Source organism: Halomonas alkalicola, assembly GCF_030704205.1.
GTDB classification, from domain to species: Bacteria; Pseudomonadota; Gammaproteobacteria; order Pseudomonadales; family Halomonadaceae; genus Halomonas; species Halomonas alkalicola.
On record NZ_CP131913.1, the window covers coordinates 1,044,881 to 1,059,902 of the forward strand.

At 68.8% G+C, this 15,022-nt stretch carries 12 protein-coding genes and 1 pseudogene; 6 read left to right on the top strand and 7 right to left on the bottom strand.

Annotation, left to right across the window (positions count from 1 at the left end; translation table 11 throughout):
* Positions 1–24 precede the first annotated feature (24 nt).
* Complete coding sequence (locus B6N23_RS05000; protein ID WP_305502456.1) at positions 25–630, top strand: hypothetical protein; 606 nt, start codon at positions 25–27, stop codon at positions 628–630.
* A gap of 66 nt (positions 631–696) precedes the next feature.
* On the opposite strand, the gene B6N23_RS05005 is transcribed toward B6N23_RS05000, so the two are convergent.
* Together B6N23_RS05005 and B6N23_RS05010 are read right to left on the bottom strand one after the other, a co-directional pair.
* Positions 697–939, bottom strand: coding sequence for a GlsB/YeaQ/YmgE family stress response membrane protein (locus B6N23_RS05005; protein WP_110068247.1), 243 nt, complete (start codon positions 937–939; stop codon positions 697–699).
* Positions 940–1,061: 122 nt separating this feature from the next.
* Positions 1,062–1,247 (bottom strand): DUF924 family protein, encoded by a 186-nt coding sequence (locus B6N23_RS05010; protein WP_305502459.1) that lies wholly within the window; start codon positions 1,245–1,247, stop codon positions 1,062–1,064.
* 83 nt (positions 1,248–1,330) lie between these two features.
* Between B6N23_RS05010 and B6N23_RS05015 the strand changes: the two genes are divergently transcribed.
* From B6N23_RS05015 to B6N23_RS05035, 5 genes are all read left to right on the top strand, one after another.
* Positions 1,331–1,519, top strand: coding sequence for a hypothetical protein (locus tag B6N23_RS05015; protein ID WP_305502461.1), 189 nt, complete (start codon positions 1,331–1,333; stop codon positions 1,517–1,519).
* A gap of 20 nt (positions 1,520–1,539) precedes the next feature.
* A complete protein-coding gene (locus B6N23_RS05020; RefSeq protein ID WP_305502463.1) occupies positions 1,540–2,931 on the top strand; it encodes a YcjX family GTP-binding protein in 1,392 nt (463 codons plus the stop codon).
* A gap of 10 nt (positions 2,932–2,941) precedes the next feature.
* Entirely contained in the window at positions 2,942–3,997 is a 1,056-nt protein-coding gene (locus B6N23_RS05025) for a YcjF family protein (RefSeq protein WP_169957808.1), read from the top strand.
* A gap of 91 nt (positions 3,998–4,088) precedes the next feature.
* Positions 4,089–4,532, top strand: a complete 444-nt coding sequence (locus B6N23_RS05030; RefSeq protein WP_305502466.1) for a universal stress protein — start codon at positions 4,089–4,091, stop codon at positions 4,530–4,532.
* Between the two features lie 171 nt (positions 4,533–4,703).
* Complete coding sequence (locus tag B6N23_RS05035; protein ID WP_305503698.1) at positions 4,704–6,644, top strand: exoribonuclease II; 1,941 nt, start codon at positions 4,704–4,706, stop codon at positions 6,642–6,644.
* 149 nt (positions 6,645–6,793) lie between these two features.
* Here B6N23_RS05035 and sucD read toward each other — a convergent pair whose 3' ends face one another.
* From sucD to B6N23_RS05060, 5 genes and pseudogenes are all read right to left on the bottom strand, one after another.
* The gene (sucD, locus tag B6N23_RS05040) at positions 6,794–7,666 is read right to left on the bottom strand and encodes a succinate--CoA ligase subunit alpha (protein WP_119020706.1); all 873 of its coding nucleotides are present in this window, start codon (positions 7,664–7,666) and stop codon (positions 6,794–6,796) included.
* Entirely contained in the window at positions 7,666–8,832 is a 1,167-nt protein-coding gene (gene sucC, locus B6N23_RS05045) for an ADP-forming succinate--CoA ligase subunit beta (protein ID WP_110068254.1), read from the bottom strand. Before sucC ends, sucD begins: the two co-directional genes overlap by 1 nt.
* Before the next feature lie 138 nt (positions 8,833–8,970).
* A pseudogene (gene lpdA, locus B6N23_RS05050) lies at positions 8,971–10,416 on the bottom strand (dihydrolipoyl dehydrogenase).
* Positions 10,417–10,480: 64 nt separating this feature from the next.
* Entirely contained in the window at positions 10,481–12,010 is a 1,530-nt protein-coding gene (gene odhB / locus B6N23_RS05055; protein ID WP_305502471.1) for a 2-oxoglutarate dehydrogenase complex dihydrolipoyllysine-residue succinyltransferase, read from the bottom strand.
* A 40-nt stretch (positions 12,011–12,050) separates the two neighbouring features.
* Positions 12,051–14,885, bottom strand: a complete 2,835-nt coding sequence (locus B6N23_RS05060) for a 2-oxoglutarate dehydrogenase E1 component (protein ID WP_305502473.1) — start codon at positions 14,883–14,885, stop codon at positions 12,051–12,053.
* Positions 14,886–15,022: the final 137 nt, after the last annotated feature.

Sequence of the window (15,022 nt, forward strand, 5' to 3'; positions counted from 1 at the left end):
CGGCGTCCACCGCGAGGCCATCCCGTGATACTGCGAACCCTCTCCCTGCTACGCTCCCTGCAGGGTGCCAGCCACACCGCCCAGGAGGCCCAGGCCACCGTGCAGCAGGCCTGCGACTACCGCTGGCTGCGCGGGGAGCTTCACCACGGCGCCATCACCGAGCCGTCCACCGCCCTGGCCGACGGCACCCCCGGGGTCACCATCACCCTGGCCTACCCTGCCACCCGGGCGCGCCTGGCCGGCGGCCGCTGGCCCGAGACTCCCGAGGAGCGCGAGCGCTGCTTCGTGGAGGGGGCCCACGCCTGTCGGGCCGCGGGCGCCCCCGCCTATCGCACCCTGGAGAGCCTCTCCCGGGGGCTGGCCGAGGGCGCCGCCTCGGTGCTCACCGATGCCGCCCGCCTGCAGTACCTTCTCCAGCAGCGTGCCCTGCGCCTCGCCTGGCGGCGACCGGAGGCCCTGCCCCCGGCCCTGGCCCGGCGCCTGGACTCGGGGGAGCCCGCCGCCGACGGGGTCTTCCTGCTGGCGCTGAGCGTGCCGGCCCGGCGCGAGGAGGTGGTGCTGAACGGCGCCTGGCTCGACCGCACCCTGGACCGCTATCGGCGCATCCTGCCCCGCCCCGCAGGACGCTGAGCCGCCGCCAGAGACGACGACGCCCGGCCGGAGCCGGGCGCCAGGCAGGCATCATGGCAGCGGGGGTCAGGCCTTCCTGACCTTCGAGATCACCCACAGCAGCACCACGGCCCCGACGATGGCGGTGACCAGCGAGCCGACGAAGCCCCCGGCCTGCAGCCCCAGCAGGCTGAACAGGAAGCCGCCGATCACCGCGCCCACCACGCCGACGCCGATATTGCCGAGGATGCCGAAGCCGCCTCCGCGCATGATGTGACCGGCGATCCACCCCGCCAGCCCGCCGATGATCAACCAGGCAATCAGTCCCATATCGCTCTCCTTGCAGTGTGTCGTGTTGAATCCAGGACAGCCCGAGCGGCGCTCAGAATGACGAGCCGGGCTGGTCGAGGAAGGCCAGCTCCTCCGGCGTGGAGGGGCGACCCAGTATCGCGTTAGAGGAAGGCGCGCCAGGGCACCTCCAGGCGGTGACCGATGCCGCTGGCCAGGGCCGCCAGCAGCTCGCCGAAGCGCGCCGCGATCTCGCCATCCAGCTCGAGAACCTTGCGAAACCACGGGGCCGGCGTGAGTTCGTCGAACCAGAAGCGAATCACCGCCTCGGTATCCGGTAACCTGGCCATGCGCGTCCTCCTGGTCGGTCCTGCGGAGATACCCCGACACCTGATACCATTCCCCACACTGCACGGCAACCCGAGGAACACGCATGTCGCCCCAGCATTTCATGGAGATGGCCTCCTTCACCCTCAACCTGGTGGGCATGCTGGTCCTCGGCGGCGGCCTGACCCTGGCCCACCGCACCCGACATCGAGTGCCCGGCTACCTGCTGGCCGGCGCGGGCTTCGTGATCGCCGCGAGCCCACTGCTCTACACCATGTTTGCCGGCCCCCGCTGAGCCCCGAGGAGGCCCTGCCCATGCGCCAGCCCCTGGCTCGCGAGCTCCATGACCTGATCGAGCGCGGCCGCGACCGCCAGCTGCGCCTGGCGGTGACCGGCCTCTCCCGCTCCGGCAAGACCGCCTTCCTCACCTCACTGGTCAACCAGCTTCGCCATGTCGGCCTGGAGGCCAGGCTCGACCTGCTGCCGGCGGCCCGCCAGGGGCGGCTGCTGGGGGCCCGGCGGGTCAACCAGCAGGACCTGGGCGTCCCGCGCTTCCCCTACGACCAGGCCATGGCGGCACTGGCCGAGACGCCGCCGCGCTGGCCGGAGCCCACCCGCGGCATCAGCGAGCTGCGCCTGGTGCTGCGCTATCGCCCGGCGAAGCGTGGCTGGCTCGGCGGCGAATCCCGCCAGCTCACCCTGGACCTCTTCGACTACCCCGGCGAATGGCTGCTCGACCTGCCGCTGCTGGCCCATGACTACCCCAGTTGGTGCCGCCGCCAGCAGGCCCTCGCGGGGGAGCAGCGCCGCGCCCACTTCGCCGCCTGGCACGCGGCCGTGGAGTCGCTCGACCCCACCGCCGAGGCCGACGAGGCGCGCCTGGCCGAGATCGCCGAGCACTATGCCGAGGGGCTGCGCGCCGCCCGGGAGGCGGGGTTCGCCGACCTGCAGCCGGGGCGCTTCCTGCTGCCGGGGGATCTCGCCGGCGCCCCGGTGCTGCAGTTCTTCCCGCTGCCCGGCGTGGCCGAGGCGGACCCCGCCGCGCTCGCCACCCTGCCGCCCGAGAGCAACTACGCCACCCTGGCGCGGCGCTTCGCGTACTACCAGCAGCACATCGTGAAGCCCTTCTACCGCGACCACTTTCGCCGCTTCGATCGCCAGATCGTGCTGGTGGACCTGCTCGGTGCGCTGAATGCCGGCCCGGAGCGCTTCCAGGACCTCTCCCGGGCACTCGCCAACCTGATGCAGAGCTTCGATTACGGCAAGCGCAGCCTGCTCTCGCGGCTCTTCGCGCCGCGCATCGACCGCCTGGCCATCGCCGCCACCAAGGCCGACCACGTCACCCCGGAGCAGCACCCCCGCCTGGTGGCGCTGCTCGAGGCGCTGCTGGCCGAGCCCCTGAAGGACCTGCGTTTCGCCAGCGTGCCGGTCCGTGCCCTGTCCCTTGCCGCCATCCGCGCCAGCGAGGCGCGCGAGGTGGAGCATCGCGGCCAGCGCACCCCCGCCCTGCGCGGCACCGGGCTCGACGGCGAAGCGCTGCTGCTCTATCCCGGCGAGGTGCCGGAACGCCTGCCCGATGACGCCTTCTGGGCGCGCCAGGGGTTCGCCTATCCGGCCTTTCGGCCGCTGCCCCTGGAGGGCGGTGCCCTGCCCCATATCCGCATGGATGCCGTCCTGGACTGGCTGATCGGAGACAAGCTGTCATGAGCGAGCCGACATGAACGAACCCCGCGACCCGCGACCGGGCCAGCGCTTCTCCCCCGAACCCAACGACCCCGCCGAGGCCCCCACGGCCCGCGACCCGCGCCCCGCCACGGCCTTCGCCACCGACCTGGAGAGCCGCCCGCTGGCCGAGGCGCCAGCGGACGCCGGCGAGCGCGCCCTGGAGACGAGCCTGGCCCGGCCACGCAGGCGACGCTGGGGCCTGCTCGCCCTGCTCGGCGGCACGCTTGGGCTCGGCGCCGTGGAGGCCGGCACGACCCTCTACGCCGCCGGCCTCGGCGGCAACTGGCTGGCCGGCGCCTGGAGCGGGCTGCTGCTGCTGGCCCTGGCCCTGGGAGGCTCTGCGCTGGGGCGCGAGCTGTGGCGGCTGCGCCGGCTGCGCCGCCATGACCGGCTGCGCGACCGTCTCACCGCCCTGCCCGAGTCGACGCCCCGCGAGGCCCTGGCCACCGCCGAGGCGCTGCGTCATGCCCTGGCCCTGGAGGACGACCACCCCCACTGGCAGGGCTTCCTGGCGGCCCGCCAGGCCCACCACGACGGCCGGGACATCCAGCTGCTGCTCGACCACCATCTGCTCGCCCCCCGCGACCGCGAGGCGAGCCGGCTCGTATCACGGATGTCCGGCGAGACGGCGATCATGGTGGCGGTCAGCCCCTTGACCCTGGTGGACATGGCGCTGGTGGCCTGGCGCAGCCTGGCGATGATCGACCGCCTGTGCCGTCTCTATGGCCTGGAGCTTAGCTATGCGGGGCGGATCCGGCTGCTGCGCGCGGTGCTCCACCAGATGGCCTTCGCCGGCGCCACCGAGATGGCCAGCGACGCCGGCATGGAACTGCTGTCGATGAACCTGGCCGGGCGACTCTCCACCCGGGCCGCCCAGGGCATGGGCGTGGGGCTGCTCGGCGCCCGGCTGGGGCTGCGCACCCAGCGGCTCACGCGACCGCTGCCCTTCGCGGAGAACGCGACCCCTCGCCTGGGCGATCTGCGCCGCGAGCTGTGGCAGCAGCTGCGCCGGCTGGAGAGCCGCGAGTCACCGGACGAGCGGCGCTGAGCCTCGGCCACCTTGACCGGGATCATGACAGCGTGGCCCCGAAGCGCTACGATCAAGGCATCGTCCATCCAACCGAGCAAGGAAGTCCGCCATGTTCAAGTCCATCCTGGTGCCCGTCGACGGTTCCAAGCACGCCAAGAAGGCCCTCTCCGTGGCCTGCCAGCTCGCCCGCCAGGAAGAGGGCTGCACCCTGCACCTGGTGCATATCCCGGAAGAGCTTGCCCACGAGACCACCCTGGTGTGGGGCATCGGCGCCATCGCCATCGAGGCCAGCCGCGAGGAGCGCCAGGAGGCCGGCAAGCAGGTAATGGACCGCGCCGCCGAGGCCGCCCGCGAGCAGGGCGCCACCAACATCGAGACCGTGATCGGCCAGGGCGACCCGGCCCGCACCATCCTCAGCGAAGCGCGCCGTCGCGGCGTCGACGCCATCGTCATGGGCAGCCGCGGCCTGAGCAACCTGCAAGGCTTCGTGGTCGGCAGCGTCTCCCACAAGGTGGCCCATGCCGCCGACTGCACCGTCATCACCGTGCGCTGAGCCCGCGGCGAACCCCAGCAACGACGGCGCCTGCGGGCGCCGTCTGCGTTCCGGTCGGGATGCGGGCGCCGGCTCAAGTGACTGATTCCCCTCGTCCGGCCTGTCCCGCGTTTGGCGCGCGCCCCGGGAGTCCGTATAGTGGCCCCCTACCCCCGCCACACGTTCGTGATCATGCTGCAGAACAACGCCCTGCTTGCTCAGCTCAAGCAACAGATTCGCTCAAGCACTCCCCGGGTCGAGGGGGTGATCAAGGCCACCCAGAAGGGATTCGGCTTCCTCGAGACCGACGAGGGCGACTCCTACTTCGTGCCGCCCCCCGCCATGAAGCAGGTGCTGCATGGCGATCGCGTCGGGGCCATCCTCCACGAGGAGGGCGACAAGAAGCGCGTCGAGCCCGACACCCTGATCGAACAGGGGCTCGACCGCTTCATCGCCCGGGTGCAGCTGCGCGAAGGTCGCCTGGCCGTGGTCCCCGACCACCCCTCCATCAGCAACGTCCTCAAGGCGCGCATCAAGCGCAGCCTGGACGAGGCCACCATCGGCGACGCCGACTGGGTCGTCGCTCGCCTGGTGCGCCATCCGCTCAAGGCCGACGATCGCGGCTTCTTCACCCAGATCGACGAGCTGGTCGCCAAGGCCGACGACCCCGCAGTGCCCTGGCGCGTCACCCTGGCCCGCCACGCCCTGGAGCAGGAGTGCCCCGACGCCGGTGACGACTGGCCGCTGCGCGACGAGGGCCTCGAGCGCGAGGACCTCACCGCCGCGCCCTTCTTCACCATCGACGGCGAGAAGACCCGGGACATGGACGACGCCCTGCGCGTGGTGCCCCGGGAGGGCGGCGGCTGGGAGTTGACCGTGGCCATCGCCGACCCCACCGCCTACGTGGAGGAAGGCCACGCGGCGGACCTGGAGGCGCGCACCCGTGCCTTCACCGTCTACCTGCCGGGCCAGAACGTCACCATGCTGCCCGAGCAGCTGGCCGACGACCTCTGCTCGCTGTGGGAGGGCAAGGAGCGCCCGGTACTGGCCTGCACCCTGAACGTGGAGGCCGACGGCAGCCTGGGCGACTATCGCTTCTTCGCCGCCACCGCCACCTCGCGAGCCAAGCTGGTCTATGACCGCGTCTCCGACTGGCTGGAGGGCCAGGGGGACTGGGCCCCGGCAGACGAGATCGCCGAGCAGCTCAAGGCCCTGCGCGACCTCACCGAGGCCCGCAGCGCCTGGCGCGCCGCCCATGCCCTGGTGTTCAAGGATCGTCCCGACTACGTCTTCGACCTGGACGAGGCCGGCAACGTGCTGGACGTGCGCACCGAGGAGCGCCGCATCGCCAACCGCATGATCGAGGAGTCGATGATCGCGGCCAACGCCTGCTGCGCGCGCCTGCTGGCCGAGCACGTGGGCCACGGCATCTTCAACGTCCACCGCGCCTTCGAGGACGACAAGGCCGAGGCGGCCCGCGACTTCCTGGCCAGCCAGGAGATCGAGGTGGCGCTCGAGGCCCTCACCGAACTGCCCCGCTACCGGGAGCTCAAGCGCGAACTGGAGGGCCGCGACGACGCCTGGCTCGACGCGCGCCTGCGCCGCTTCCAGGGCTTCACCAGCATGTCGGCGAAGCCCGGCCCGCACTTCGGCCTGGGGCTTGCCGCCTACGCCACCTGGACCTCACCGATCCGCAAGTATGGCGACATGGTCAACCACCGCCTGATCAAGCGGGTGCTCAAGGGCGAGCAGGCCCCGGCCGAGGCGAGCCTCGCGCTCACCGAGCAGCTCACCGAGCGCCGCCGGCTCAACCGCATGGCGGAGCGCGACGTCAAGGACTGGCTCTACGTACGCTACCTGACCCCGGCCGCCGAGGCCCAGGAGAGCTTCGACGCCGAGATCATCGCCATCAACCGCGGCGGCATGCGCGTGCGTCTCACCGCCAACGGGGCCACTGCCTTCGTGCCGGCACCGATGATCCACAGCGATCGCGACAAGGTGGCCATCGACGACAAGGAGGGGCGTATCCAGGTGGAGAGCGAGGAGCGCTTCAAGCTGGGCGACCACATCCGCGTGGCCCTGCTGGAGGCCCGCGAGGAGACCCGCTCGCTGGTGGCGCGTCCCGCCGACTGAGACCCGGGCCCTCGCGGCCCGGCAGCAGCAAGCAGCACGGCGGCCAACTGGCCGCCGTGCTGCTGTCAGGCCCCGATAGCCCACACCGCCCCACGAGAAAGGGCGCCCGAAGGCGCCCTTTTGGCATGTCCCGAGAGGGAGGGAGCGGCTTACCAGCCGGTCACTTCCTTCAGGGCATCGCCGATCTGCGCCAGGGAGCGCACGGTCTTGACACCGGCGTCCTCGAGGGCGGCGAACTTCTCGTCCGCGGTGCCCTTGCCGCCGGAGATGATCGCACCGGCGTGGCCCATGCGCTTGCCCGGAGGGGCGGTCACACCGGCGATGTAGGAGACCACCGGCTTGGTGACGTTGGCCTTGATGTAGGCCGCCGCCTCTTCCTCGGCGGTGCCGCCGATCTCGCCGATCATCACGATCGCCTCGGTGGCCGGATCCTTCTCGAACATCTCGAGGATGTCGATGAAGTTGGAGCCCGGGATCGGGTCGCCGCCGATGCCCACGCAGGTGGACTGGCCGAAGCCGTGGTCGGTGGTCTGCTTGACCGCCTCATAGGTCAGGGTGCCGGAGCGCGACACGATACCGACCTTGCCCGGCTTGTGGATGTGACCCGGCATGATGCCGATCTTGCACTCGCCGGGAGTGATCACGCCCGGGCAGTTCGGGCCGATCAGGCGCACGCCCAGCTCGTCGCACTTCACCTTGACGTCGAGCATGTCGAGGGTGGGGATGCCCTCGGTGATGCAGACGATCAGCTTGATGCCGGCGTTGGCGGCCTCGAGGATGGAGTCCTTGCAGAACGGGGCCGGCACGTAGATCACGCTGGCCTCGGCGCCGGTCTTCTCCACGGCTTCCTTGACGGTGTTGAACACCGGCAGGCCCAGGTGCTCCTGGCCACCCTTGCCCGGGGTCACGCCGCCGACCATCTGGGTACCGTAGGCGATCGCCTGCTCGGAGTGGAAGGTGCCCTGGCCGCCGGTGAAGCCCTGGCAGATGACCTTGGTGTTCTTGTCGATCAGGATACTCATTACTTGCCCTCCGCTGCCTTGACAACCTGCTCTGCCGCATCGGTCAGGCTGGTAGCAGCGATGATGTTCAGACCACTGGAGGCCAGCTTCTCGGCGCCCAGCTCGGCGTTGGTGCCTTCCAGGCGCACCACGACCGGCACGTTGACGCCGACCTGCTCGACGGCACCGATGATGCCCTCGGCGATCATGTCGCAGCGCACGATACCGCCGAAGATGTTGACCAGCACGGCCTTCACATTATCGTCGGAGAGGATCAGCTTGAACGCTTCGGCCACGCGCTCCTTGGTGGCACCGCCGCCCACGTCCAGGAAGTTGGCCGGGGAGCCGCCGTGCAGATTGACGATGTCCATGGTGCCCATGGCCAGGCCGGCGCCGTTCACCATGCAGCCGATGTTGCCATCCAGCGCCACATAGTTGAGTTCCCATGCGGCCGCCTCGGCCTCGCGAGCATCCTCCTGGGAGGGGTCGCGCATCGCCTGCAGGTCCGGATGACGGTAGAGGGCGTTGCTGTCCAGATTGAGCTTGGCGTCGAGGCAGTGGAGGTTGCCTTCGTCGGTGATCACCAGCGGGTTGATCTCCAGCAACGCCAGATCCTTGTCGTGGAACAGCTTGGAGAGGCCCAGGAAGATCTTGGTGAACTGCTTCACCTGGTCACCCTTGAGGCCCAGGGCGAAGGCCAGCTCGCGCGCCTGGTAGGGCTGCGCGCCCACCAGCGGATCGATCTCGGCCTTGAGGATCTTCTCGGGAGTCTCCTCGGCAACCTTCTCGATCTCCACGCCGCCCTCGGTGGAGGCCATGAAGACCACGCGGCGGGTGGCACGGTCAACGACGGCGCCCAGGTAGAGCTCCTCGGCGATGTCGGTGCAGTTCTCGACCAGGATCTTGGCGACCGGCTGACCGTTGGCGTCGGTCTGGTAGGTCACCAGGTTCTTGCCCAGCCACTGCTCGGCGAAGGCCTTGGCCTCCTCCGGGCTCTTGATCAGCTTGACGCCGCCGGCCTTGCCGCGGCCACCGGCGTGGACCTGGGCCTTGACGACCCACATGTCGCCACCGATCTTCTTGCAGGCTTCTGCGGCTTCTTCGGGGGTGTCGACGGCGAAGCCCTTGGACACCGGCAGACCGTAGTCGGCAAACAGCTGTTTGCCCTGATACTCGTGAAGGTTCATCGATTCATGCCATTGGTTGCATGTGACTCGAACGGTGGTCCGGCTTCGCCTCGGGCGGACGTCTCGGACCACCACCGTCCCTGCCGATACATGGTCGGAAGGGGCGCGCCGCCCGATGGGCGGCGCTCGTTGTGCGGCTTACTTGCGCTTCTTGCGGTTGGCCATGTGGATGGCATGGCCATCCACCGCCAGGGCGGCCTCGTGCACGGCTTCCGACATGGTCGGGTGCGCGTAGCAGGTCAGTGCCAGGTCCTCGGCGCTGGAGCCGAACTCCAGGGCGATGACGCCCTGGGCGATCATCTCGCCGGCGTGCTGGCCGACGATGTGCATGCCCAGCACGCGGTCGGTCTCGGCGTCGGCGACGATCTTGGCCTGCCCTTCGGTGGCATTGTTGGCCATGGCGCGGCCGCTGGCGGCAAACGGGAAGCTGCCGACCTTGACCTCGATGCCCTTGGCCTTGGCCTCCTGCTCGGTCAGGCCGACCCAGGCCACCTCGGGGAAGGTGTAGATAACGTTGGGGATGGCATCGTAGTTCATCTCGGCCGTGTGGCCGGCGATGATGTCCGCGACCATCACGCCCTCTTCGGAGGCCTTGTGGGCCAGCATCGGGCCGCGCACGCAGTCGCCGATGGCGTAGACGCCCGGCACGCTGGTGCGGCACTGGTCGTCGACGTGGATGAAGCCACGCTCGTCGAGGTCGACGCCGACACCATCGGCCACGACACCCTGGGTGTAGGGCTTGCGGCCAACGCAGACAATCAGCTTGTCGAAGGTCATCTCCTGGTCGCCATCGCCGTCGGTGTACTTGACGATGACTTCCTGGCCCTTGACCTCGGAGCCGGTGACCCGCGCGCCCAGCTTGATGTCCAGGCCCTGCTTCTTGAGCAGCTTCTGGGTCTCCTTGGCGATGGCGGCGTCCACCATCGGCAGGAAGCTGTCCATGGCCTCGAGCACGGTGACCTCGGAGCCCAGGCGGTTCCACACGCTGCCGAGCTCCAGGCCGATGACGCCGGCGCCGATCACGCCCAGGCGCTTGGGCGTCTCGGTGAACTAGAGCGCGCCGGTGGAGTCGACGATCAGGCCCTCCGTCAGCGGGGTCGGCGGGATCTCCACCGGCACGGAGCCCGCGGCGATCACGATGTTGTCCGCCTCATAGGTGGTCGCCTTGCCGTCGAGGTCGGTGACCTCGACCTTCTTCGCGCCCACCACCTTGCCGGTGCCCTCGATGCCGGTCACGCCGTTGGCCTTGAACAGGCCCGCGATGCCACCGGTGAGGTTCTTCACGATGGTGTCCTTGCGGGCGATCATCTTCTTGACGTCCATCTGGACGTCACCGGTCTGGATCCCCATGCCGGCGAAGTCGTGCTTGGCCTCGACGAACTTGTGGGAGGCCTCGAGCAGCGCCTTGGAGGGGATGCAGCCCACGTTGAGACAGGTACCACCGAACACCACCTTGCCTTCCTTGCCGATCCACTTCTCGACGCAGGCGGTCTTCAGGCCCATCTGGGCAGCGCGGATGGCGGCCACGTAGCCGCCGGGGCCCGCACCGATCACGATCACGATCACATCAAACTTGTCAGCCATGTTGGCTCCCCTTGCGTGTCTTGGGATGGAGTGCCGCCGGGGATCACCCGGCGCCACATTCCGCTCAGATGTCCAGCAGCAGGCGCGCCGGATCTTCCAGCAGCTCCTTGATGGTGACCAGGAACTGCACCGCGTCCTTGCCGTCGATCATGCGGTGGTCGTAGGAGAGCGCCAGGTACATCATCGGGCGGATCTCCACCTTGCCGTTCACCGCCATGGGCCGCTCCTGGATCTTGTGCATGCCCAGGATGGCGGTCTGCGGCGGGTTGAGGATCGGCGTGGACATCAGCGAGCCGAAGATGCCGCCGTTGGTGATGGTGAAGGTGCCGCCCTGCATCTCGTCGATGCCCAGCTTGCCGTCACGGGCGCGCTTGCCGAAGTCGACGATGCCCTTCTCGACGTCGGCGATCTTCATGCTGTCGGTATCGCGCAGCACCGGCACCACCAGCCCGCGGTCGGTGGAGACCGCCACGCCGATGTCCTGGTAGCCGTGGTAGACGATATCGGTGCCGTCGATGGAGGCGTTGACGTCCGGGAAGCGCTTGAGCGCCTCGGAGGCCGCTTTGACGAAGAAACCCATGAAGCCGAGCTTGACGTCGTGGGTCTTGGCGAAGCTGTCCTTGTACTGGGCACGCAGCGCCATCACCGCACTCATGTCCACCTCGTTGTAGGTGGTGAGCATGGCGGCGGTCTGCTGGGCCTGGACCAGGCGCTTGGCGATGGTCTGACGCAGACGGCTCATCGGCACGCGCTTCTCGGGGCGCTCGCCCTCGAAGGCGGGGGCCGCGGCGGCGGCCTTGGCAGCGCCGCCGGCCGGCTTGGCGGCCTTCTTGGCGGTGCCCTCCTTCACGGCCTTCTGCACGTCCTCCTTGAGGATCCGGCCACCCTTGCCGGTGCCCTCGATCTTGCTGACGTCGAGGTCATGCTCGGCGACGAGCTTGCGCGCGGCGGGGGCGAGGATCATGTCGCCCACCTTCTCGTCGCTGGCGCCGTCATCGGCGGAGGCCGCCGGGGTCTCGTCGGCGGCGGTCGCGGCACCGCCGGCGCCCTCGGTGAAGATCGCCAGCACGGCCTCGGACTCGACCTGGCTGCCCTCCTCGGCCTTGATCTCGGTCAGTGCGCCGTCGGCGGGCGCCACCACCTCGAGTACTACCTTGTCGGTCTCGATCTCGGCCAGCACCTCGTCACGCTTGACGCTCTCGCCGACCTGCTTGTTCCAGCGGGCGACGGTGCCTTCCTGGATGGACTCGGGGAAGGTCGGTGCCTTCACCTCGTGCTGCTTGCCACCGCTGGCGGCAGGCGTGTCAGCCTTGGCGTCGCTCTTCGGCTCGGCCTTGGCCGCCGCCGGCTTGGCCTTGCCCTCGCCGATGCGGCCCAGCACCTGCTCGGACTCGACGGTGTCGCCCTCCTCGGCGAGCACCTCGATGAGGGTGCCGGCCTCGGGAGCCAGCACCTCGAGCACCACCTTGTCGGTCTCGATCTCGACGATCAGCTCATCGCGCTCGACGCTGTCACCGGCCTTCTTGTGCCAGGCAGCCACGCTGCCTTCGGCAACGGATTCCGGAAAGGTTGGGGCCTTGATATCGGTAGCCATGTCGTTTCCCTTGTCTGTTCTCTCGTCCCGGTGGCGTGCCTTACAGATTGAAGGCGTCTTCCACCAGCTGGCGCTGCTGTTCGATATGGACGGACATGTAGCCCGCGGCGGGTGCGGCAGAGGCCGGGCGCCCGGCGAACTTGAGCGCACCGCCCAGGTCGCTCTTGAGCATGTCGGCCACGGCCCGCATATGGTGCTGGCTCGAGTACCAGGCGCCCTGGTTGAGCGGCTCCTCCTGACACCACACCACGTCCCTGACGTTGACGTAGGCCTTGAGCGCCTCGAAGAGCTCCTCCTTGGGGAAGGGGTAGAGCTGCTCGACCCGCACGATGGCGACATCCTGGCGGTCATTCTCCTCGCGCCAGGTGGCCAGGTCGTAGTAGACCTTGCCGGCGCACAGGATGATGCGCTCGACCTGCTGGGGATCGCGCTCACCCTGATCGGGCAGCACCATCTCGAAGCGGCCCTCGGCCAGCTGGTCCAGGCTCGAGGTGGCGTCCTTGTGGCGCAGCAGGCTCTTGGGCGACATCACCACCAGCGGCTTGCGCAGCGGGCGGATCACCTGGCGGCGCAGCAGATGGAAGATCTGCGCCGGGGTGGTGGGCACGCAGACCTGCATGTTGTGCTCGGCGCACAGCTGCAGGAAACGCTCCAAGCGCGCCGAGGAGTGCTCGGGGCCCTGACCCTCATAGCCATGGGGCAGCAGCATGGTCAGGCCGCACAGCCGTCCCCACTTGGTCTCGCCGGAGGAGATGAACTGGTCCACCACCACCTGAGCACCGTTGACGAAGTCGCCGAACTGCGCTTCCCAGATCACCAGGTCGTTGGGCGCCGTGGTGGCATAGCCGTACTCGAACGCCAGCACCGCCTCCTCGGAGAGGAAGGAGTCGTGGATAGTGAAGCGCGGCTGGCCGTCGGCCAGATGCTGCAGCGGCACGTAGGTGCTGCCGTCCTTCTGGTTGTGCACCACCGCATGGCGGTGGGAGAAGGTACCGCGGCCCACGTCCTGCCCGGTGATACGCACCGGATGCCCCTCGTCGAGCAGCGTGGCGTAGGCCAGGGTCTCAGCGAAGCCCCAGTTCAGCGCCATGCCACCGGCCTGCATCTTGCGCCGGTCGTCGTAGATCTTGGCCACCTGACGCTGCACCTCGATCCCGTCCGGGATCTCGCACATCCGGGCGGCCAGCCGCTGCAGACGCTTCATCTCCACGGCGGTGTCGGCATAGCCGCTCCACTCGTGGCCGAGGTAGGGCTTCCAGTCGACAAACAGCGAGGTGTTGGGCTCCTGCACCAGGGCGTTGGCCACGTGGTTGCCGGCCAGCAGGTCCTCGCGGTAGGTCTCGATCATCGCCTTGGCGTCCTCCTCGGAGAGCACGCCTTCTGCCACCAGGCGCTTGGCGTAGATCTCACGGGAAGAGGGATGGTCCTTGATCTTCTTGTACATCAGCGGCTGGGTGCCACTCGGCTCGTCGGCCTCGTTGTGACCGCGGCGACGATAGCAGACGAGGTCGATCACCACGTCCTTCTTGAACTGCTGACGGAAGTCGAGCGCCACCTGGGTGGCGTGCAGCACCGCGTCGGGGTCGTCGCCGTTGACGTGGAAGATCGGCGCCTGGACCATCTTGGCGATGTCGGTGCAGTACTCGGTGGAGCGGGTGTCCAGCGGGTTCGAGGTGGTGAAGCCGACCTGGTTGTTGATCACGATGTGCACCGTGCCGCCGGTCTTGTAGGCGCGGGTCTGGGACATCTGGAATGTCTCCATGACCACGCCCTGACCGGCGAAGGCCGCATCGCCGTGGACGTTGATCGGCAGCACCTTGCTGCCGTCGCTGTCGTCGCGGCGGTCCTGGCGGGCGCGCACCGAGCCCTCGACCACCGGGGAGACGATCTCCAGGTGGGAGGGGTTGAAGGCCAGCGCCAGGTGCACCTCGCCTCCCGGGCTCATCACATTGGAGCTGAAGCCCTGGTGGTACTTGACGTCGCCGGAGCCGCGCTCGATGACCTTCTTGCCATCGAACTCGTCGATCAGGTCGCCGGGGTTCTTGCCTAGGATGTTGACCAGCAGGTTGAGGCGGCCCCGGTGGGCCATGCCGATCACGATCTCCTTGATGCCGTAGCCGCCGCCGCGCTGGATCAGCTCGTCCATCATCGGAATGAAGGACTCGCCGCCCTCGAGGCCGAAGCGCTTGGTGCCCGGGTACTTGGAGGCCAGGTAGTTCTCCAGGCCCTCGGCGGCGGTCAGCCGCTCCAGCACGTGCTTGCGCACCTCGTTGCTGAACTTCGGCGCGCTGCGCACCGACTCGAAGCGCTGCTGCAGCCAGCGCTTCTCCTCGGTATCGACGATATGCATGATCTCGCAGCCGATGGAGCGGCAGTAGGTCTGCTCCAGCGCCTCGACGATATCGCGCAGCGGCGCCTTGTCCAGCCCCAGGAAGAAGGAGCCGGTCTGGAACTCGGTGTCCAGGTCGCTCTTCGACAGCTGGTGGAAGGAGAGGTCGAGGTCGGGAACGGGAAGCTGGCTGCGCAGGCCCAGCGGATCGATGTTGGCCTTCTGGTGACCGCGGAAGCGGTAGGCGTTGATCAGCTGGAGGACCTTGACCTGCTTGCGGCTCTCCTCGCCATCGGCTGCGGCGGGAGCCAGTGCCGTTCGGCGCTGCTTGGCGAGCTGGTGGAACTGTTCGCGGACCGGGGCCAGGGGAACATCGTGGGAGGGGCCGTCGTCGGGGCGCGGCAGCTGGTCAAAATACTGGCGCCACTCGTCGGGAACGGCGGAGGGATCATCGAGGTACTGCTCGTAGAGCGCTTCCACGTAATGGACGTTGCTGCCACTGACGTGTGAGGAGCGCCACATCAACTCCATTATGCCTTGTTGCATCTCTCGGTCACCCTGCACTGATGGGGTGGTATCGGCGCCGCGGCACCGCTGGTGCTGCGACATCGGTGATGCCCTGCCGGTAGGGCCTGTGTTGTTCCGGCGCTGCCGGCGCTGGACCGTCAGCCTGGTTTTTCATG